An 18775-nucleotide genomic window follows, 5' to 3' on the forward strand; every position below is an offset into this window, starting at 1 on the left:
GGTTACATGCGCCACGCCCAGATGCTCACCGTGACCGCCACGCCGTTGACTCCGGCGGTCACGCCGAGACCGAAGTTGGAGGTGGTGCGGTTCCGGATCGAGGTGTTGTTCGACCCGTCGTAGTCGGAGGTGGCCACGATGAACGGAACCGACGCGAGGACCTGCCCCCACGCCACCACGTAGCCGCTGCCGGTGTTCGCCGTGAACGACATCATCAGCAGCGCGGGCGTCGACCCCGACCACGACACCTTCCCCGCCAACTGCGCCGACGCCGAGGTGAACCGCCACCGGACCAGGTTCGCCGAAGCGTCGTTGTACCCGACCTCCAGCTCGGTGGGCTTGGCGAATAGGTAGCCGCCGGCCGCCAGGCCGCTGGTCGGGTTGACGATGTTGACCCGGTAGTCGGTGGCCGCCACGATGACCTGGCACTGCGCGGTGTTCGCGCCGTTGACACCGGACCGGGTGACCATCGTGGCCTCCCCCGGGTACATCGACCCATCGGAGTACATCCGCGAGTAGTTCGTCCCGGTGCCCGGCATGAACCGGATCTCCGGTTGCGTGGCCCCGGCCGGGTTGACGATGATGCGGTTGCCCGTCACCCCAGTTGCCAGGGACCCGATGATGGACACCGCCCCGGTGGCCGCGTCGACGCTGACCGTCTGCACACCGGACCCGTTGACCGCGACCAGCCCGGCCGAGTTGAGCTCCACCCGCGCGGCGGCCGGGTCTCCCGCGACGATCCGCGTGGCCAGCGTCAGCACGGCCTGCAGCTTGTCGGCCGTCACCTGGTTGGCGCCGATGTGTGAGGCGACGATCTGCCCGGCCGCGATCCGGTCGGTGGTGATCGCGTTGGCCTGGATGTGCCCAGTGGCGATCGCGAGCGCCTGGATCAACCCGCCCGTGATCGTGTTCGCCGTGACCTTGTCCGACGCCACCACTGTGCCGTCGATGATGTGGGAGCCGTCGAGGACCTCACCGATGACGTCGGTGTCGACCAGGGCTTGGGGCGCGATGGTCGAGCTGGCCGACGGGGCCGAGGAGTTGCCCGACCGGTCGTGGGCGGTCAGCCAGAACTCGCGGTCCTGCCCGTACGGCTGGCCGGGCACGACGATCGACCCGGCGGACTGCAGGTACCCCACCGTGGCCGCGCCCGGCGCGAGCGGGTCCTGCATCCACACCAGCACCCGGTCAAGGTCGGACGGCATCGGCGCCGCACCCACGCCGAGCCCGTCCCATGCGACGTGGATCACCCCGAGCCGCGTCGACACCGCCGGCGCGGTCGGCACCGGCGGCGGGTCGACGTCATCGGGGACGGTCACCGCGACCTGCGCCGAGAACGGCCCGGACACGCCGAGGTTGACCGCGCGGACCTTGAACGCGTACTCCTGCCCGACCACCAGCGGGCTGTAGGTCGTCGACTCGTCGCCGGCGTCGGTCGTGGCCACCAGGAACCACGGCGCACCGACGACGTTGACCCGCATGAACAGCTCGTAGCCGCCGACGTCGATCGCGGCGCCGTTCACGTCGGCGGTCACCGTGCCCCACGTGGCCGTGACCTGGCCGCGCGCGTACCCGTGCTCATCGATGTAGGCCACCGGGTCCACGATCAGCCCGGCCGGGGCCGCCGGGGTACGCGGCGTCGGGGTCGGAGGTGCAGGCCGCGCACCGGACCCGCCCGCGGCGGTCGACCCGCCGACGATGCCCGCAGTGCGGCGGGCCAGCCGGATCGACCGCTCCAGGATCCGATCGTTGAGTACCACGTTGCCGCTGATGACGCCGGTACGGTCCCGGGTCAGCGTGACCTGACGCACCCGCAGCGACTCCATGACCCCCTGATCAGCAGGGGCGAGAACCCGGTCCCCGGCCCTGTAATGCGCGTGTGGGTACCAGCGGGCCGCACCCAAGGTGATCTCCCGGGTGTGCTGTTTACGCTCGTTGTGGGCCCGTGTGAGCGCTGCGTCGGCCAGCAGGGTCGCGGTCCCGACGTCCGACACCCCGCCCTGCCCGATGTACAGCTCCCACCGTCCCCACGGTTTGACCGCAGCAGGGTTGGTGAACCCTTGCCTGAACCCCCCGTCACCGACGACCAGGACCGCGCTCGCAGCGTCTTCCCACGTCCCCTGATCCGGGGCCGCTGTGACGTCCCGGCCCAGCCACAGATCAACCGGCCCCGGGCCCGACGCGAGGTCCCGGCCGAGCTCGGTATCGGCGTTGAACACCTGCAACGTCCGCCCGTTCATCCGGAAATCGCACACGCCCTGCTCGGCGAGGTTGATCAGAATGGTCAAGGCGTCCAGGCCCGGCTCGTAATAGATGGTGAGGACCTTGTCCCACGCCGCGCCGCTGCTGTCGACGGTGGTTGTGAAGTCGTAGGTCATCCCCGGAAGCGCACCCCGCGCGTGCCCTTCGTCCAGCAGCGTCTTAACGATCGTGCCCGGCGTCGCCGAGTAGAACGGCCGCTTCCCCTCCACCAGCGTCCCGAGATCCGCCGGCGGGTACAGCACGCACTTGCGGAGCATCCACCCGTACCCGGGCATCTCGTACCGCACCAGCTCGGCGCGGTCGGCCTCATCGCCGCGGCGCGCGATCCGCAGGAACCGCGAGTCCGGGGCCTCGGTCCACGGGCCGCCGTCGACCTGCCACTCCACCGCCACCTCGACCGGCGACGCCAGCAGCTCGGCGCCGACCGCCCGCCCTGAGTAGGCCAGCTTTAACGCTGGCACGTCATCGAGCGGCCAGGCGACCTCGAGACCGAGGGGGTGGGGGAGCGGGCCGAGCCGGGCCCCGTTCGGGGTGTAGGCCACCAGCCGAAGATCGAAGGTCACGTCCACCTCCGCCCCAAGATGGCAATGACGTGCGAGAACCCGCCATAATGATCAGCATCGTGACGACTTCTCTGTATCCTCCGCTCGCCGTCACCGTGACCCCGACCGGCCGGATCATCATGACGCCCACCGCGGCGGCCACCGTGTGGCCACCCGAGCTGGAGCTGGACTTCGCCGCACAGCTCGCGGCCGACTTGGACGACGCCGTGCGGCGCGGCCGACAGATCCGAGCGGAGCGCGAGCAGGTCGCCCAAGTGCGACACTGACCGCATGGAGGATGACACCGATCGCATCACCGTCGAGCGAATCCCCGAAGGGCTGTTCGAGGGGATGCCGACCGTCGGCGACCTACTCGCCGACCCGGCCGTCTACGGCTCGATCAGAGGTATGAACGACGCGCCCTGACCTCCAAGGCGGACGCGCCCGACGTGCCGGTGCCCGAGCTGGTGACGAGCACGGCCCGCGAGTGCGGGTCCCCGACCGCGACGTCGGGCACCAGGTGCAGCCACCGGAACCCCGACCCCGACCCGGCGGCGTCGATGGTGCCAGTCACGTCGGTGCCGGTGGCTAGGTCCCAGGTGTCGGTGGTGACGATCGCGGCGCGCATCGCGCCGCAGTCCACCAGGAGCCGTTGACCGGCGGTGACGCCGCCAGAGCGGGTGACGCTGCCCCCGGTGGCCACGTCGACGAGCTTGGGGTTGACCACGGGCCCGGTCCAGCGGAGCACCGCGTCGGTGACGGGCGCGGTGGACCCGGCCAGCGTGGTCACCGGTTGCGACGCCGCGGCGAGCAGGCCGCTCCATGTCGTGGCCGCCGGCGTCCGCCAGTACACGCCGGGGACCTTGCACACGGCGGTGAGCCGGGCCCGGGCCGATCCGACGTCGACGTCGGGTTCCGACACCGCGTCGATCGTGACGTCGGCGACCCGGACGATCGACCCGGCCGTGTAGGTCAACGTCATGAGACGGTGCCGGACGCCGAGCAGCGCGGCCAGGGCCTCCAGGTTGTGTTCGAGCTGCTCGAAGCCGCCGTTCACTCCGGATGGGGTGCGCGCGGTCACGCCGATGACCAGCGCCAGCGTGGTGGTCTCGTGGTCCAGGCCCACGACGGGTAGCTCCCCGGCGCGGCCGACGACCTTCACCGACACCGACCGCGCCCCGGGGAACGGACGCCGCTTGGTTCCGACCTTGGTTTTCCAGCACCCCGCCGGATGGTCCAACGCGACCCCGTCGAGCGAGTAGGACGGCACTACAGCACCCCCAGCATGCCCGCGTACGACAGCCCGCGGTTGATCGTGTCGGATGTGGGTTCGGCCTGTGGGTTGATCGCGGTGACGTTGATGACGGTGCCCCCACCGGGGCGGGCCCCGGTGGGCAGCACCCCGGTCGAGCCGATCGACGCGGACAACTCCGGGGCGAACGCTCCGGCGAGCTGCCCGGCGATGCCCCGGGCGGTGTCCAGGACGTGCCGGGCCGAAGCCGTCATGCCGGCGCTCATGCCGAGCATGGTGTTGACGCCGATCTCGGCGAACACCGTGCTCGGGGAGCGGATGCCGAGGGCGTCGCGCACCCACTGCGGCATCAGGTCCCGGAAGAAGTTGTAGATCACGTCGCGAAACCATCGCCCGGCGGCGACGATGCCGTTGTAGAGCCCGGTCAGCAGCTCCCAGCCGAGGTTGCCCATCACGGCGAGGAACCCGACGACGGCCTGCCCGGCGACGACCAGCGCCCCTGACAGGTCGCCACGCAGCAGCCGCGCCACGGCGTCGACGAGCTGCACCATCGGCGGGAGAATCCCCGTGATGAGCTGCACCATCGGCGGCAGAATCGGCACGATCACGGGGAGAAGCTGCGTGAACGCCCCGATGATCGACGTCAGGTGCGGCGCCACCGCCACCAGGGCGGCCAGCAGAGCGGCGCCGATGGTGGCGACCGCCTGCGACAGGACCGGCAGAAGAGGCTGCACAGCGGCGAGAAGCTGCGTCAGCCCGGTCACCACGAGCTGCCCGAGAGCCCCGGCGATCTGCGTGGCGATCGGGATCAGCGGCAGCAACGCCGGGACGAGCTGGCTCACCAGGCTCGCCGCGACCGCGAGCAGCATCGGCACAACCGGAGCCACGGCGAACACGGCCTGGATGAACGCGGCTGCGAGCAGGCCCAGCGACGGCAGAACCGCCTGGAGGCCGGCGGTCAGGGTCACCGCGAGCAGCGACGCCAGTGATGCGACGGCCGGGAGAAGCGGCGCCACCGCTACCACGACCTGACCGGCCGCGACGAACAGGGCGTAGATGCCGGGCGCGAGCGCGGCAAGGGCCGGCACCAGGGCGTTCACAGCGGCCACCAGGACCGGGCCGAGGACGACCGCGAGCGCCCCGACCAGCGGCGCGAGCTGCCCGACGCCGAGGGCGAGCACCACGATGACGGGGGCCAAAGCGAGCGCGGCCTGGTGCATCGCCACGAACACCGCCGCGAGGGTCTGCTGACCTTGCAGGCTGTTCACGAACTGGTTGATCCGGACCAGGATCGTGCCGAGCACGCCGAGCGCGTCACCACCGGCGCTGCGCATCGCCTCGAAGACCCCCGACAGGATGCCCCACACCTGCCGGGCGATCGAGGCCAGTTGCAGGAACACCTGCACCGCGCCTTGCATCCACGAAAGGGCCCGCCCCGAGTCGGCGGCCGCGGTGAGGAACTCACCGAGCCGGGTCACCACGGCGGCGACGGCCGGGGCCAGGGACACCGCGAACGACGCCCCGACCTCCGTCAGGCGGGACAGCCCGGTCAGCAGTGGCGTGATGGCGGGGGTGAGCTCACCGATGATGGTCCGCAGCGAGGTGAACACCGTGATCAGCGCGCGGACGGCGACCGTCGAGCGGGCGAACTGCGCGACCTGGGCGGCGGCCACTCCGATCGCTGAGGCGACCCCGGTCATGCCGAACTGCAGCGGGCCGAGCAGCACGGCCACCAACGCGGTGAGCTGCCCGATCAGCGGCACGAACAGGGCGTCCTGCACCTGGAAGCGCATCCAGTCGATCACCGGTTTCAAGGCGCGCAGCTCCCGGGCGGCGGCCTGCGCGGCCGGGGACAGCATGGCCAGCGCCGCCTCGTACTTCGCCGCGTCGTCGCCCAGCGCCGCCTCGAACGCGTCCTGCACCCCGTACAGGGCCAGGGCCAGGGTCACCAGTCCCGCCCCGGCGAGCGCTGCGGCGGCGGGTAGCCCGGCCAGCGCCCCCACCGCCGGCGCGAGCGCCGCGCCGAGCGAGGCGACGCCGTTGCCGACCGCTGCCGCAGCGGCGCCGAGCACCACCAGCCGGGCCGCCGCCAAGGTGGCCGCGACCCCGACCCGGCCGAGCGACAGGCTCATGTTCCCGGCGTGGCGTCCAGCGTCGGCCGCGGCCTGCCGCAGGTTGTTCACCGCGCGGCGCAGCAGCGGCGACAGCCGGTCTCGTAGGTCGATCGTCGCGAACAACTCGCCCACGTTGATCGCCATGGCGACGCCCACCCCCTTTCCCGGGTCGGAGCGGAGGCAGGGGTCAGGCCAGGCCGACGACGGCGGCGTACTGCAGGCCCCGGTTGACGGTGCGGCTGGTCGGCTCTGCCTGCGGGTAGTGGTTGGTGACGTGCACCGTCGTGGTGTTCTGGTAGCGGGCCGGAGCCGGGCCGACCTGCCCGCCCGGGACCGCGACCTGCGAGCCGAAGGTGTCGGCGAGTTTCCCGGCGACGGTGGCCGCCGAGCCGAGCATCTTCTTCGACCCGACCGTGATGCCGCTCTCCAGGCCGGCCATGGTGAACATGCCGATCTCCGCGAACACCCCGGACGGGGATTTGATCTTCAGCGCCTTCTTGATCTGGGTGACCAGGGCGTTGGCGATGTCCTGCATCGCCTTGATGATCTCTTTCTTCTGCGACGTCAAACCGGTCAAAAAGCCCTTCCCGGCGTTTCGCCCGGCGTCGAACATTGCGTCGGCGGCGGCCTTGCCAGCGTCCTTCGCGGCCTTGTCGATCATCCCGGCGGTCGAGTTGATCGCCTTGAAGGTGCTGGAGTCCGCGGCGAGGATCGCCTGCCCGAGCTCGGTGCCGGCGTCCGGGCCGGCTTCGATGACCTGCTGCAGCAGCGACTTCGACAAGCCGCGTTTCGCCAGCTTCTTGATGACGCCCGCGAAGGCGCGGACCTGCGCGAGCTTGGCCTGGAGGCCCTGTTTGATGCTCTCGGCGGTCGGCCCTTCCTCGCCGAACTGCATGTTCCCCAGGCTGGCGAACTGCTTGACCTGGTCGTTGATCTGTTTCACGTAGGCCATCGCGTCGGCGATGATCTTGACGATTCTCTTGCGTTCCTCGGCCAGGTCCTGAAGCTGGGAGTTGCTGTGCCGGATCGACTCGACCAGGCCGTCCTTCACGCCGTCGCTGATCTTCCCGGACTTGAAGGCGTTGACCACGGTGTCGACCAGCGCCCCGGCGGTCTCCTTGATCTTCGGCTGCTCGGCCATCAGGCCGACGAGCCACCCCTTGGCGGTGTCGGAGCCGATGCTCGCCATCACCTTCGACGGTGAGGCGATCCCGAGAAGCTTTTTGATCCAGCCGATGAACCCGGAGAACAGGGACCCCACCGTGGCGGTGAAGGAGTTCCACGCGTTCACGAAGCCCTGCTTGATGCCGTCCACCAAGTCCTTGCCCAAGGTGAACAGCTTTTTGAAGGCGTTCATGATCGTCGTGCCGAAGGTGACGACGGCGCCCTTGATGGTCTCCAGCGCGCCGGAGAAGTCGCCGCGGAGCACCTGCACCAGCGCGGTGATCACCGAGACCATCAGCGGCACCACGCTGGTCGCGATCTGGATGAGCGGCGGCAAGAACGGCAGAATCGCGCCGACCAGACCGGTGAAGATGTTGATCAGCGTCGTGAGGATCGGTGTGAGCGCCACGACGAGCTGGATGATCGGCGGGAGAAGCGACGTCGCGAGTTGCACCAGCGGAGGCAGGATCGGCAGCACCGCCGGCAACAACCCGGAAAACGCGGCCACGATCTGCATCAGCGCAGGTGAGAGCTGCTGCAACGCCTGCATGATGGCTGCGCCGAACATCTGCGCCATCTGCGACAGCATCGGCAGCATCGGGGTCAGCGCGCCGAGCAGAATGGTCACGGCCTGCACCAAGATCCCGCCGAGCGTGGCCGCGACCTGCCCGATGATCGGGATGATCGGCGCGAGCGCCGGCAGCAGCGCGGTGGCCAGCGACGCCACCAACTGCGCGATCGGCGGCAGAAGCGGCAGCAACGCCACGATGAGCTGCCCGAACGCCATGGCGATCTGCCCGAGCAGCGGCCCCATCTGCACCAGCACGGGACGCAGAGCCGTGGTGACGGCCGTCGCGACCTGCACCAGAACCGGCATCAGCGCGCTGGCCAGGGTCCCGACGAGCTGCAGGATGGGCGGCAGCAACGGCATCAGCGACGCCAGCAGCATGCCCAGGGAAGCGACGATCTGCCCGATCTGCGGTGCCATCTGCACCAGGACCGGGCCAAGGGCCGACGACAACGCCCCCGCGACCTGTGTGAGCGCCCCCATGAGCGGCCCGACCAGAGCCGCGCCGAGCTGCACCAGGGCACCCAGAAGCGGCCCAAGGGCCTGCAACACCCCGCCCAGGCCGGTGACCAGTTGCGCCAGAAACCCGCTGGACTGGGAAAACGCCTGCGTGACCGGGGCCAGAAACCCGGCGAGCTGCCCCCCGAACGTGCCGAGCGACCCGGCGAGCTGGGACAGCATCGGGGTCACCGCCCCCGTGATGCCCTGCACGGCCGGCAGCAGGGGGCCCAGCATCGAGGTCAACCCGGTGGTGAACTGGCCGATCAGCGGCGCGATCTGCGTGAACACTCCTCGCAGCGCGGGAGCGATCTGCGCGGAGAACGTCGACTTGATCCGCCCAGACGCCGCGATCAGCGGCCCCTCCAGACCGGACGCCGCCTCGGCGAGGTCGGTCTTCACCGACTTGCCGAGGTCGGCGAACGACTTCTTCACAGCGGGCGCGGTCATCGCGGCCTTGACGCCGATCGCGCCGAGCCCCGCGACGATCCCGGTGAGTGCCAGCGCGCCGACCGCGCCGGCGGCGACCCCGGCCGCGCCGACCCCGGCGAGCGCCGCCGCGGACTTCACGGCGAACCCGGCGACGATGGGTGTCGCCGACAGGGTGGCCCCGCCGATGGTGCCCATCGCGGTGGTCATCCCGCCGAGCACCGACGTCAGGATGGACGTGGCCCCGGTGACGACTTTGATGGTGGTCATCAGCCGGTTCAGCCACTGCACGGCCGTGCCGATCCGGTCGAACGCGGTGCCGATCTTCTTACGGGTGTCCTCGGTGCGTTCCGACAGGCTGGTCATCGCGCGGTTGTAGGCGGCCGAGGCCCGGCCGATGACCCGGGCCATGGAGTCGGCGTTGACCCCGATGAGCCGCAGCGCCGTCGACGCGACCAGCGCGGCCGGGCGCAGCCGCTCGAAGACCGGCGCGATCTGGTCGAAGTTCTCCCGGATCTTCCGGGCGATGATCGTGGCGGCCACGCCGAGCGCGACCAGGATCACGATGGTCTTCAGAACCGACCGGCCCGTCTCGGACTCCATGAGCCGGGCGGCGATTCCCATCCGGCTCATCGACAAGCCGAACAGGCTCGCCACCGGGGTGATCCGGCCGATCACCCCGGAAAGGCTCCCGAACAGCGCGGTGACGCCGTGGAACACCCCTTCGAGGCTGCTCCCCGACACCACGGCGTTGGCCACCATCTGCGCGATCGCCACCGCGGCCCGTTTGGCCTGCTCGGTGACGGCCGAACCCATCGCTTCGGCGGCCTCACGCATCACCTGCATCGCGCCGCGGAAGATCGAGGTGTTGGCTCGCAGCTCGCCGATGCTCCGCCCGAGCTTGGGCAGCAGTTTGTCCCGCAAGTCGATCGTGGCGAACAACTCACCGATGTTCAGGGCCACCGCTGCGCCACCTCCTCCTGCTGGTCGGGGGTGATCTGCGCAAGGACGGCACGGCCGATCCACTCGGTGTAGGCCGGGGGGATGGCGTCAGCGATCTCCTTGCGGACGCCGGTCCAGTCGATGCCCATCGCGGTCTGCCACTGCGCGACCGAGCCCTTGCCGCCGCCCTTGCCGTACACCGCGAGGTACGGGCCGTCGTGCCAGACGCCGTGCCGGTATCCGGCGACACGGCCGCGGTGCTCGATGTGAGGCGGGGCCAGGCACCACACCTCGCCGCCGAACTCGAACCACCGGTGCCGCAGCACCCCGAGCCCGAACATCTCGCCGCACAGCACCAGGTCCTTACGGACCGGCGCCATCGGCACGTTCTCGATGACGTACGGCCGCCCCGCCGCCTGTAACGCGGCCCGCACCGCTGGGATGAGCTGCGGATACTCCCGGCCCTTGTTGGTGCCTCTCGTCAGCGCCGAACTGGCCTGGCACGGCGGCGACGCGTGGATGAACTCGTACTCGTGGCCGTGCTCTCTGATGTAGGTGATCGCGTCGCCCTGCAGGAACTCGTCGCCGGCGTACCGGGGCTGCGGGACGATGTCCATGCCGGTGACGTGCCATCCGGCTCTCTGGTAGCCGCGTGCCGCGCCACCCACGCCGCAGCACGCGTCGAACATGCGCCTCACCGCTTGCCGGCCTCGTCAGGTGGCGCGAGCGCGCGGGCGACCCTGGTGTCAGCCGACAGCAGCCCGAGGATTCGGATGCGCAGCCACCGCCAGGACCGGCCCGTCAGCACCCCAGGCGCATCCAGGTCGATCCCGTACTCGGTGTGCAGATCGCACTCGACCAGCGCCCAACGGGTCAGGAGGTCTGGCCAGGCGACGCCTTCGCCGTCCGGGTCCGCAACGGACGCGGGGCCGGGTTCGTAGTACTCGTAGAGCCCCGTTTGCGGGTCGTACTCGCCGCCGCCCTTCGGGCCGCCCGGTTCGGGGCCGGGGTTTCCGGGTCGTCGTCACCACCCGACAGCCAGTACGTTTCGGCGGTGTCGACGTCGCCGGCGATCCACAGGAACGCCGTCACCCCGCAGTGCTTGACCTTCGGCCAGGTCACGCCGTCGGCGATCAGCTCGTCGTAGACGGCGCCCAGGCAGCGCCGGTACAGGTCCTTCTCACCGGCGTCGTCCAGGGACGCCAGGTCCACCTGCTTGCCGTTGGCGGCGTCGATCCCAGCGGCCATCAGCCGCTGGCACAGCAGGCCCGTCTCGGCGTCGGCCGGGGGAACCACGTAGGTCTTCCCACCGACCGGCAGGGGCAGCGTGTCGACGAAGAACTCGTCCAGGTCCTTGAAGGCCATGGGTCACGCCGCCACGGGGTTGTCGATCGGCTCGGGCTTGCCCTGGCCGATGAGTTCCAGCTCGAACGGCTCCAGGTCGGTGACCTTGCCGCCGCCGCCCTTGTAGTCGACGGTGGCGAAGCCCTCGTTGGCGTCGGGGGAGCCGTCCTTGCGGTACCAGCGGACCTCGATCGAGGCTTCCAGACCGACGACTCGGCCGGCCTGCCGGACGAACTCCTGGCCCGGATCGGGAGTGAAGGTGGGGTTCTCCCGGACCCGCTTGCGGTTGCCCTTGCACTTCAACGTCCAGCCGCGCTGCACGGCGACGTCGGAGGACCAGCCGTCGTTGTCGAAGTCCGAGTCGTCCTCGGTCTTGGTCTTGATCTCCTCGGTGAACTCGGTCAGGCCCCGGATGGGGGTCCACACCTTGGCCTCAGGGGTGCCGGTGTTCACCTCCACGGTCCAGTCCTTGGCCAGCAATGACCGCAGCGACATGCCGCTTCTCCTTTGCGCATGGAAAAGCCGCCGGCGTGACGCCGGCGGCTGAGAATCAGGGGGGTCCCGGGGGTCAGGGACGGTGCGGTGATGGGCGGTGCGCGATCACGTCGTAGGAGTCGGCTCGCTCCCACCGGCCGGACGCGTCGCGGCCCATGGGCGCGACGACCAGCCGCCTGCACAGCAGCACCAGCACGCCGGTGGCCAGCACCCGGTCGGCCAGGCCGTGCAGCACGTCGAACACCGCGTCAGCGACGTCATCGACTTCGCGCGGGTCGGTGCCGCCACGCATCCGCACCTGCACCGACACCGAACTGTCGGCCTGGTCGACGTCGTCGCCGCGTTGCCCGAGCCCGTACACCGCCAGGGTGATGGCCCGGTCCGCCGACGCGGGCAGACCACCGATGGTGAGGACCAGGGCGCCCGCGTCGTAGGCGCCGGCCTCGTTCCACTCGCCGACCCCGGCCCCGGCGAGGAGCTGCGCGAGCCCGGTCAGCAGGCCACGGGTCCATCCCGTGGGGACGGCCATCACCGGAAGTGCACCCGAAGATGGGCGGCGATGATCGCCTCCAGCGTGTCGGCCTCTTCCAGCAGGGCGTTCTCCAGGTACTTCGCTTCGCCCTGGGTGTGGTGGTAGGTCAGCTCCTCGTGCTGGCGGACCGCGTAGGGCTGGTCGTAGGACACCGCGCCCATCAGCAGCCGGTCATCGACGGACGCGGCACCGGAGCGGTACAGGTCGCCGTACTGGACGGGCACCCGGGCCCGGGACTCGGTCAGCAGGTGAGCGGTGGCCGCGTCCAGCGCCCCGACGTACACGTGCCGGGTCGCTTCGGTGAAGGTGGCCACGTTGATGTGGAGGTTCAGTTCGACGTCGCTCACCGGCACACCACCTCCACGTGGTCAGGGGTCGGCAGGCCGCCGCCGGACCGGTCGAACGAAGTGATGACGGTGATGACCCGGCCGTTGCAGGTGATCCGGGAGAACGCCGGGCAGCGGGTACCGGCGGGCAGGATGACCGTGGTGTCCGACACCACCTCGGCGCCCTGCTCGTCGCGGACCAGCCGCCGCTCGTCGTCCACCAGGCCGCGGACGGTGTACGGCGTGCCGAGCACCGCGCCGTACGGCCCTTCACCCTCGAACGGCTCGATCTGCAGCTCGTGGCGCAGCAGCCACTTGGGGAGCATCACCATGGCGGGCCGTCGATGATGTACCCGGGCAGCAGCCCGGCGGTGTGCAGGATCGCCGCGGCGTCCGGGGAGTGCCGGGCCGGTGACCCGGTGTCCCCGCCGGCGCGTTTGATCCGCACCGACGCGATCTCGACCTCGCTGAACGCCGCGGCGACGCCGTACTCATCGCCGTGCTCGATGAGCCACGCCGCCTGCGCGCAGGTGGCGCGTTTCAGCGCGTCGGCCTCGTCGGGGTCGGTGGGCAGGCCCGCGTTGTTGGTGGCGTACACCGCGCTGAGCAGCATCTCGTCGACACGCTCGGAGGCTCGTTCCAGCCGGCGCGCGATGTCAGCCGGTGGGGTCTGCCCGGTGTAGTTCACGTAGTCGGCTGAGGTCGCGTACGCCAGCCCCATGATCAGCCCGCCGGAGACTCGAGGAGCTGGAGCGTGACCCCGGCCGCGCCGGACAGGTCGATGTAGACCTTGCCGTTGGGCTGGTTGTACACGGCCGGGAACGGCGGGATCAGCACATCGCCGGTGGTGGCCGGGATGGTGTACGTGCGGTCCTCGATGTCCTGCCCGTCGACGGTGCCGGGGATCTGCGCGGTGACGGTGACGGGGTTGGAGTCGGTGTTCTTCACCCGCAGCCACCGGTAGGGGCTGTTGACGTACATGTGGCCCTGCGCGTTGCCCGGGTTCGGCAGCGCCGCGGCGAGGCTGAGCCCGGCCCGGGTCACGGGGGTGGGGGTCAGATCAGTCCTGGCCATCGGGATCCTCCGATCCGAATTCCTGGATGAGAGAAGCCTTGGACAGCGCCGTGGCGTCGTCCTCGGTCATGCCGCAGGCGACGGCGTATGCCACCCACGCGGCCTTGTTCGCGCCCTCGGCGGGGCGGGTGATGGTGCCCGGACCGGGCGGCACGTCGACAGCGTCGGCGGGCGGTGGGGGAGCGTCGATGAGCAGCCACATGGGGAGGCTGTCCAGACGCGCTGACCGCTCGGCGAGCTGCTCGGTGTGCCCGGTCCGGGTGTTGCGGTAGACGTAGGGCATCAGGCGTCGGCGTTCCGCTCGATGTCGACCTGGACGGCCACGTCGGTGGGGCTGCCGGCGACTGAGATGACCTCGGCGGTCAGGGTGTCCCCGGCCGCGATGGTGAGCACCGCGGCCGCGTTGAGCGTGCCCGCCGTCCACGCCCCGGGGGCGGTGAGCGACACGTCACCGGCGAGCTTGGCGCCGTTCTTGTTGACGTTGACGACGGCGCCGGTCCCGCCGAGCCGGTAGGCCCACACCGCCTTGACCTTGCAGGGGAACGGGGCCCGCCACAGCACGGTGCTGGACGCCCCTGCGGGGGCCTTCACCGTGAGCGTCTTTTCCGTGAGACGGCTCTTGTAAGCCATTTTCCCTCCCTGGGAATGCGAAAAGCCCGCCGAAATCGGCAGGCTCAGGAAATGGTGGGGAGCGGGGATGGGATTACGGCCAGTCGATGTCCTTGATGAGGACGGCGCGGTTCGGGTCGAGAGTTTTCGTGCCGTACAGGCAGTCGATACTGACGACGTCTTGTTTCTGGTCGATGTCGTAATCCATGACGACTCTCAAGCCGAATCCCTTATAGGATTCGACGGCCGCGTTCGCCGCGCCCTGCGGAAGAACCAAGGGCCGCGTGACCAGCGCGAACGCGGTCCGGTGGAACGCGACGCCGACCTCCGTCTTGGAATTCCCGGACACGCTTCCCTGCGGCACGTAAATGTTTTGAGTTTGGTACGGATCGAAACCGAATACCCGCCTTCCGAGGTTCGCCTCACGCAGACCATCGGTGTCGCCGCGCGCGTCCGCCCTGTTGAACAGGTCGTCGCCGAGCCATTTGGCCTCGATTTCCGGGCCGACCACCAGGTGCCGGTCCGCGGCCGGGACATTTCTCTGGTTGAGCACGCGGCGGGCGTCGATCGCGGTACGCGGGTTGTCGTACTTGAAGACGTTCGGGCCGAGCGGGTTCGACGGGAACTGCCCGACGACGCCGACTTCCTGAACGATGTCGTCACGCAGCGCGAGAATGTCCCGGTCGATTTTCTGGGCGATGGCCTCCATCGCCGGGTTCAGAAGCTGGACGCCGAAATCCTCGATCCGCAGCGTCAGGTCTTCCGCCGTGACAGCGAAAGACACGTCCGCGAAATGGTTCAAGGTGACGGGGATACCGGTTTCCTGCGCGTTCTGGATCTTGATGCCCTCAGAACGGACGTACTCGTTCGCCTGGAACACGGCGGGCTTTCGGACGTTGACGGTGTCGCCGATCCGAGCGGCGAACTCGGCGTCGTAGTCCCGGTGCACGAGCATCGCCATGACGGTGGTCTCGTACAGCGTGGCAAGCGCCTGACGTGCGATGACGTTGGGCGTGAGAAACGTGTTGGCCACGGGCCCTTACTCCTTAGGAAGATGACGGCTTCTTGCGCCGGGCGCGGAAGTCGTCGACGTTCATCTGTTCCGGATCGGAGCTACGTCCACCGGGCCCGCCGGTGAATTCCCCTCCGCTCTTAGCGGGCGGCCCCGCCAGGGATGCCGCCTTGAATTTCGGGTTGTCCTCGACCGCCTTGGTGATGACCTCGGTGAGTTTCTCCGCGAAGTCATCCGCGTTCGGATCGAATTCCTTGATGTTGCGGAGAAACGACCGGGAGTCGAGCAGCGCGTCGGGGTCGGCGCCGGCCTTCGTCGACTGGCGGTGAACCGCGAGTTCGACCAGGGCGCGGCGATGCAGCTCCCGCTCGGCGTCCCGTTCCTTGGCGGTCTGGTCCTTCTCCGTGGTGAGCTGGTCGATCAGGACCTTCGGATCGACGGGCTTCTCTTCGTCCTGGATGAGGCCGAGGGCCTTGCCGATCTTCTTCGCGAAGTCCTGCTGCGCCTGCTGCATGACCTCGTCAGCGGACGGCCCCTGCGCCTTGGCCGCGGCGTCAGCGGCGTCCTGCGCGGCCTTGAGCTGCGCCCGGTAATCACCGGATTCCTTACGCAGGTCCTTGATGAGCTTCTGGCCCCACGAGGGCAGCTCATCGACGCGCCGCGCATCGGGGTTCACCCGCTCGGCGTCCGGGGCGGGCCCCGGCTCGGCCGGCGGTGTGGGAGCCGGGGGCTGGGGGGCGTTCTGCGGCTGGTCACCGGCCGGGCCGGGTTCGGGTGCGCCCTCCGAGCCGCCTGCCATCAGGTAGAACGGGCCGCGCCGGGTGTAGCCGAGCAGCGCGCCAGGCGTCGTCGGCAAGGTGTTTTCGAGCATGGACGTGCCCTCCTGGGCATGAGAAAGGCCCGCGCCAGGCGGGCCGGGGAGAAGGCCCACGTCAAGCGGGCCGGCAGGGGGGAAGGGTCAGCGGACGGATTCGCGTCGGGAGTCGCGTCTCAGACCGGTCTGCTTGACGTGCTCGGCGAGCTGGGCCTGGTAGTCGGCGAGCTTCGCCGTGGCGCGCTTGCGCGCGGGCTCATCGAGCGCGGCGGCCTGCTGGCGTTTGGCGGCGCGGATCCGCCGCTCCAAGTACCGCTGCCGCTGGGTGTCGCGGTAGTCGCCGGGCACTTGCAGCGGGGGAAGGGGTTTCGTCGCGCCCGGCAGATACGGGGTCAGGCCGTGCCGGCAGTTCGGGTGCAGCAGCCCCTCGGCGCGGGCGCGGGCCACCGTGGCGGCCACGTGCACCATGATGGGTTCCCCGGTGACCCGGTTGGTCTCCGTCCGGTTCCCCGCCGGGCCGGACTGCGACAGGATCTTGCCTTCCCACGGGTCGCACACCGGGCAGGACCGGGCGGCCCGCGACACCATCACCAGGTCCTGGCCGCCGTCCCGCAGCGTCGCCAGATGCCCGTCGACGGCCGCGCGGGCTACCGCCGACCGCATCGCCATCTCGGTGTAGGACACCATGTCCCACGTGCGGCCCGCCGAGTCGACGAACCCGGTGATACCTGCGGCGGCGAACCTGTCCAGCGCCCGCTGCTCGGCCTGGCGCCGTGTCTCCGCGCCGACCAACGGCCGACCAGCGACCTCGGCGATGACGCGCCGGAACATGTCGTCAACGGCCCGCAACGCCCCCTGGTGGACCGAGGTGACGATCGATAGGACCTGCGCGGCCAGCTCGGTGACCCCCTGACCGGGGTTGATGCCGGAGCGGGACCCGACCCGGCGAAGGTCGGCGAGCGCCGCGTCGACGCCGGCCTGCCACGCCTCGGTGACGCCGTCCTGCGCGGCCTGCGCCGCGAGCTTCTCCAATCGGCGGACGATCTGCTCGGCCTCCTTGCGGAGCTGCCGCACCTCAGCGAAACGGGCGCCCGCGTAGTCCGGTTCGCCCTCGCGGCGCAGCAGAGCGTCCCGCACCACACGGAACAGCTCGGCCTCGGCGTCGGCGTACATGTCCGCGACCAGGCGGGCATGCTTGAGAGCCAGGTCAGCAGGGGAGAAGCCGTCCACTACAGTTCGCCGTCGCTGGGCAGCACCGCGTCTTTCAACCCGGTCGGGTCGGGGACGTTCAGCCCGAGCTCGTCACGGATCTTCTTCTTCTCTGCGGTGACCTGCGACTCTTCCCAGTCGGGATGCAGCCACCGGACCCTGGTGTCCAGCGACACGGCCTGCGCGCGGTGCAGCATGTCCAGGGTCCGGGACACGGCCTCGGGGTCGGGCACCACACCGTCCGGCCACTCCACGACGGCCCGCTCGGAGGCGACCTTGGAGCCGAAGATTTCCCGGTCGATGGTGAGACACACCTCGGCGTACCAGGCCAACCCGGGCGTCCAGTAGCCGATTTTCCGGCCCCGGGTGGTGTAGGACTTTTCCTTGCGCATCCGGATCTCGGTCGCGGTGGCGGCCTGCCCGCCGCCCTGGTCCTCGCCGAACGACTGCACCGAGTACCCGGCGCCTCGCACGATCTGCGCGAGCAGGTCCTTGGAGGTCTGCTGGTGCTCGGTGACGCGGATGTCGAACTGCGACAGGGTGATCATCGGGTCGCCGCCGCCCGGTTTCGGCAGCATCGCCATCCCGGAGTAGATTTCCCGGTCCGGGTCCCAGGTGCTGCCTCGTCCGCGCCCGGTGTTGGTCAGGTACACCTCGGGCACGATGATCCTGCTCTTAGCCAGGCGGATGTCCCGCATCCAGGACGTCCACGTCTCATCCAGCGCGTCCATCAACGGCTCGACGCCGGCGTAGTCGGAGCGGCCCAGCGCGGTGCCCCGCAGCGTGCGGTGCGGCCGCATGTTCGGGATGTAGAAGACCAGCAGGCCCCGCTTGTACGGCGAGTCGAACCCGCCGTCGGCGTCGACCATCGACGCGAACCCTGCGGTCTCGGGGTGGTCTTCCAGCGGCACCTGCATGCCGAGCCGTTCAGCGTCGCCCCGGTACAAGCCGTGGAAGACGCGGCCGACTTCGTGGCGTTCCAGGTGCCGCCACACCACGCGGTTGTCCTCGGCCAGTACCCGCCAGAACGTGACGGCGCGCAGCCGGCCAGAGGTGAACTCCGGGATCCCCGCGTCGGCGGGCAGCACGTCCAGCACCGGATGGGCGGCCGTCTCGGTGTCCCATCCCATCCGCAGGTAGAGGCCCCCGTACGCCGAGCCGAGTTCGCCGCCTTCCAGCAGCGTCCCGTTGACGCCGTCCTCGGCGATGATGGTGTCGAGCCGCTTCTGCGTCTTGGCGCCGGGGACCCGCAACGTCGGTGGTTCGGCGAACAGCAGGTCGGCCGACGTCGCGGAGATGTCGGCGGCCACCGGGACGTGCAGTTTGGTGGAACGGGACTGGCCTACCGGTGTCGGGCTGCCCCAGAAGAACCGGGCCACCCTGTTCAGCCAGCCACCCGACTGGACCAGCGGCCGGTCCCAGCCCTTGAGGTCCAGGCCGACGCCGGGCACCGTGCCCGCCCCGTACACGCGGCTCAGCTCGTCAGGGTCCCCGGAGTACCAGGCGCCCCACTGCGAGTAGAGCTGGCGCTCCGGTTTCGTCCAGGGGGGTGGCCAGGCACAGTCACGATCGGGAAGCGGCATCCTGCA

20 protein-coding genes are annotated in these 18775 nt (G+C 70.0%); 2 read left to right on the plus strand and 18 right to left on the minus strand.

Annotated features, from left to right (window positions below; all coding sequences use genetic code 11):
- Positions 1-2: 2 nt before the first annotated feature.
- Positions 3-2825: a hypothetical protein gene (locus ACWEN6_RS13495; RefSeq protein WP_452570440.1), complete on the minus strand. Its 2823-nt coding sequence runs from the start codon at positions 2823-2825 to the stop codon at positions 3-5.
- 59 nt (positions 2826-2884) lie between these two features.
- Here ACWEN6_RS13495 and ACWEN6_RS13500 point away from each other — a divergent pair, with 59 nt between their 5' ends.
- Both ACWEN6_RS13500 and ACWEN6_RS13505 read left to right on the plus strand, forming a co-directional pair.
- On the plus strand, positions 2885-3091 hold the full coding sequence (locus ACWEN6_RS13500) for a hypothetical protein (protein ID WP_452570441.1): 207 nt from the start codon (positions 2885-2887) through the stop codon (positions 3089-3091).
- Positions 3092-3095: 4 nt separating this feature from the next.
- Positions 3096-3230 carry a hypothetical protein gene (locus tag ACWEN6_RS13505; RefSeq protein ID WP_452570442.1) on the plus strand — a complete coding sequence of 45 codons (135 nt, stop codon included), beginning with the start codon at positions 3096-3098 and terminating at the stop codon, positions 3228-3230.
- Here ACWEN6_RS13505 and ACWEN6_RS13510 read toward each other — a convergent pair.
- The 17 genes from ACWEN6_RS13510 to ACWEN6_RS13590 form a co-directional block, all read right to left on the minus strand.
- Positions 3205-4074, minus strand: coding sequence for a hypothetical protein (locus ACWEN6_RS13510; RefSeq protein WP_452570443.1), 870 nt, complete (start codon positions 4072-4074; stop codon positions 3205-3207). The two genes, ACWEN6_RS13505 and ACWEN6_RS13510, sit on opposite strands and share 26 nt — an antisense overlap.
- Positions 4074-6314, minus strand: coding sequence for a phage tail protein (locus ACWEN6_RS13515; RefSeq protein WP_452570444.1), 2241 nt, complete (start codon positions 6312-6314; stop codon positions 4074-4076). The genes ACWEN6_RS13510 and ACWEN6_RS13515 overlap by 1 nt, the downstream gene beginning before the upstream one ends.
- Positions 6315-6357: 43 nt before the next feature.
- On the minus strand, positions 6358-9792 hold the full coding sequence (locus ACWEN6_RS13520) for a phage tail protein (RefSeq protein ID WP_452570445.1): 3435 nt from the start codon (positions 9790-9792) through the stop codon (positions 6358-6360).
- Positions 9783-10460, minus strand: coding sequence for a DNA cytosine methyltransferase (locus ACWEN6_RS13525; RefSeq protein ID WP_452570446.1), 678 nt, complete (start codon positions 10458-10460; stop codon positions 9783-9785). The genes ACWEN6_RS13520 and ACWEN6_RS13525 overlap by 10 nt, the downstream gene beginning before the upstream one ends.
- A 184-nt stretch (positions 10461-10644) precedes the next feature.
- The gene (locus tag ACWEN6_RS13530) at positions 10645-11136 is read right to left on the minus strand and encodes a DUF7426 family protein (protein ID WP_452570447.1); all 492 of its coding nucleotides are present in this window, start codon (positions 11134-11136) and stop codon (positions 10645-10647) included.
- 3 nt (positions 11137-11139) lie between these two features.
- A complete protein-coding gene (locus ACWEN6_RS13535) occupies positions 11140-11610 on the minus strand; it encodes a phage tail tube protein (protein ID WP_452570448.1) in 471 nt (156 codons plus the stop codon).
- Between the two features lie 73 nt (positions 11611-11683).
- Positions 11684-12139 carry a minor capsid protein gene (locus tag ACWEN6_RS13540; RefSeq protein WP_452570449.1) on the minus strand — a complete coding sequence of 152 codons (456 nt, stop codon included), beginning with the start codon at positions 12137-12139 and terminating at the stop codon, positions 11684-11686.
- Positions 12139-12489 (minus strand): hypothetical protein, encoded by a 351-nt coding sequence (locus ACWEN6_RS13545; RefSeq protein ID WP_452570450.1) that lies wholly within the window; start codon positions 12487-12489, stop codon positions 12139-12141. Before ACWEN6_RS13545 ends, ACWEN6_RS13540 begins: the two co-directional genes overlap by 1 nt.
- On the minus strand, positions 12486-12800 hold the full coding sequence (locus tag ACWEN6_RS13550) for a hypothetical protein (RefSeq protein ID WP_452570451.1): 315 nt from the start codon (positions 12798-12800) through the stop codon (positions 12486-12488). The genes ACWEN6_RS13545 and ACWEN6_RS13550 overlap by 4 nt, the downstream gene beginning before the upstream one ends.
- Positions 12794-13189 carry a hypothetical protein gene (locus ACWEN6_RS13555; protein WP_452570452.1) on the minus strand — a complete coding sequence of 132 codons (396 nt, stop codon included), beginning with the start codon at positions 13187-13189 and terminating at the stop codon, positions 12794-12796. The genes ACWEN6_RS13550 and ACWEN6_RS13555 overlap by 7 nt, the downstream gene beginning before the upstream one ends.
- 2 nt (positions 13190-13191) lie before the next feature.
- Positions 13192-13542: a hypothetical protein gene (locus ACWEN6_RS13560; RefSeq protein ID WP_452570453.1), complete on the minus strand. Its 351-nt coding sequence runs from the start codon at positions 13540-13542 to the stop codon at positions 13192-13194.
- A complete protein-coding gene (locus ACWEN6_RS13565; RefSeq protein ID WP_452570454.1) occupies positions 13529-13825 on the minus strand; it encodes a hypothetical protein in 297 nt (98 codons plus the stop codon). Before ACWEN6_RS13565 ends, ACWEN6_RS13560 begins: the two co-directional genes overlap by 14 nt.
- Positions 13825-14172: a hypothetical protein gene (locus ACWEN6_RS13570; protein ID WP_452570455.1), complete on the minus strand. Its 348-nt coding sequence runs from the start codon at positions 14170-14172 to the stop codon at positions 13825-13827. Before ACWEN6_RS13570 ends, ACWEN6_RS13565 begins: the two co-directional genes overlap by 1 nt.
- A 73-nt stretch (positions 14173-14245) precedes the next feature.
- Positions 14246-15184: a P22 phage major capsid protein family protein gene (locus ACWEN6_RS13575; RefSeq protein WP_452570456.1), complete on the minus strand. Its 939-nt coding sequence runs from the start codon at positions 15182-15184 to the stop codon at positions 14246-14248.
- 13 nt (positions 15185-15197) lie between these two features.
- Positions 15198-16034, minus strand: coding sequence for a hypothetical protein (locus tag ACWEN6_RS13580; RefSeq protein WP_452570457.1), 837 nt, complete (start codon positions 16032-16034; stop codon positions 15198-15200).
- An 87-nt stretch (positions 16035-16121) separates the two neighbouring features.
- The gene (locus ACWEN6_RS13585; RefSeq protein ID WP_452570458.1) at positions 16122-17207 is read right to left on the minus strand and encodes a phage minor capsid protein; all 1086 of its coding nucleotides are present in this window, start codon (positions 17205-17207) and stop codon (positions 16122-16124) included.
- Entirely contained in the window at positions 17207-18769 is a 1563-nt protein-coding gene (locus ACWEN6_RS13590; RefSeq protein ID WP_452570459.1) for a hypothetical protein, read from the minus strand. The genes ACWEN6_RS13585 and ACWEN6_RS13590 overlap by 1 nt, the downstream gene beginning before the upstream one ends.
- Between the last annotated feature and the right edge of the window lie 6 nt (positions 18770-18775).

This window comes from Sphaerisporangium sp. NPDC004334 (assembly GCF_053602655.1).

Excerpts from the sequence above, each read along its gene's own strand:
- ACWEN6_RS13505 (WP_452570442.1), top strand. The coding sequence starts at position 3,096 with ATGGAGGATGACACCGATCGCATCACCGTCGAGCGAATCCCCGAAGGG.
- ACWEN6_RS13515 (WP_452570444.1), bottom strand. The coding sequence starts at position 6,314 with ATGGCGATCAACGTGGGCGAGTTGTTCGCGACGATCGACCTACGAGAC.
- ACWEN6_RS13525 (WP_452570446.1), bottom strand. The coding sequence starts at position 10,460 with ATGTTCGACGCGTGCTGCGGCGTGGGTGGCGCGGCACGCGGCTACCAG.
- ACWEN6_RS13530 (WP_452570447.1), bottom strand. The coding sequence starts at position 11,136 with ATGGCCTTCAAGGACCTGGACGAGTTCTTCGTCGACACGCTGCCCCTG.
- ACWEN6_RS13535 (WP_452570448.1), bottom strand. The coding sequence starts at position 11,610 with ATGTCGCTGCGGTCATTGCTGGCCAAGGACTGGACCGTGGAGGTGAAC.
- ACWEN6_RS13540 (WP_452570449.1), bottom strand. The coding sequence starts at position 12,139 with ATGGCCGTCCCCACGGGATGGACCCGTGGCCTGCTGACCGGGCTCGCG.
- ACWEN6_RS13550 (WP_452570451.1), bottom strand. The coding sequence starts at position 12,800 with ATGGTGATGCTCCCCAAGTGGCTGCTGCGCCACGAGCTGCAGATCGAG.
- ACWEN6_RS13555 (WP_452570452.1), bottom strand. The coding sequence starts at position 13,189 with ATGGGGCTGGCGTACGCGACCTCAGCCGACTACGTGAACTACACCGGG.
- ACWEN6_RS13560 (WP_452570453.1), bottom strand. The coding sequence starts at position 13,542 with ATGGCCAGGACTGATCTGACCCCCACCCCCGTGACCCGGGCCGGGCTC.
- ACWEN6_RS13565 (WP_452570454.1), bottom strand. The coding sequence starts at position 13,825 with ATGCCCTACGTCTACCGCAACACCCGGACCGGGCACACCGAGCAGCTC.
- ACWEN6_RS13570 (WP_452570455.1), bottom strand. The coding sequence starts at position 14,172 with ATGGCTTACAAGAGCCGTCTCACGGAAAAGACGCTCACGGTGAAGGCC.
- ACWEN6_RS13580 (WP_452570457.1), bottom strand. The coding sequence starts at position 16,034 with ATGCTCGAAAACACCTTGCCGACGACGCCTGGCGCGCTGCTCGGCTAC.
- ACWEN6_RS13590 (WP_452570459.1), bottom strand. The coding sequence starts at position 18,769 with ATGCCGCTTCCCGATCGTGACTGTGCCTGGCCACCCCCCTGGACGAAA.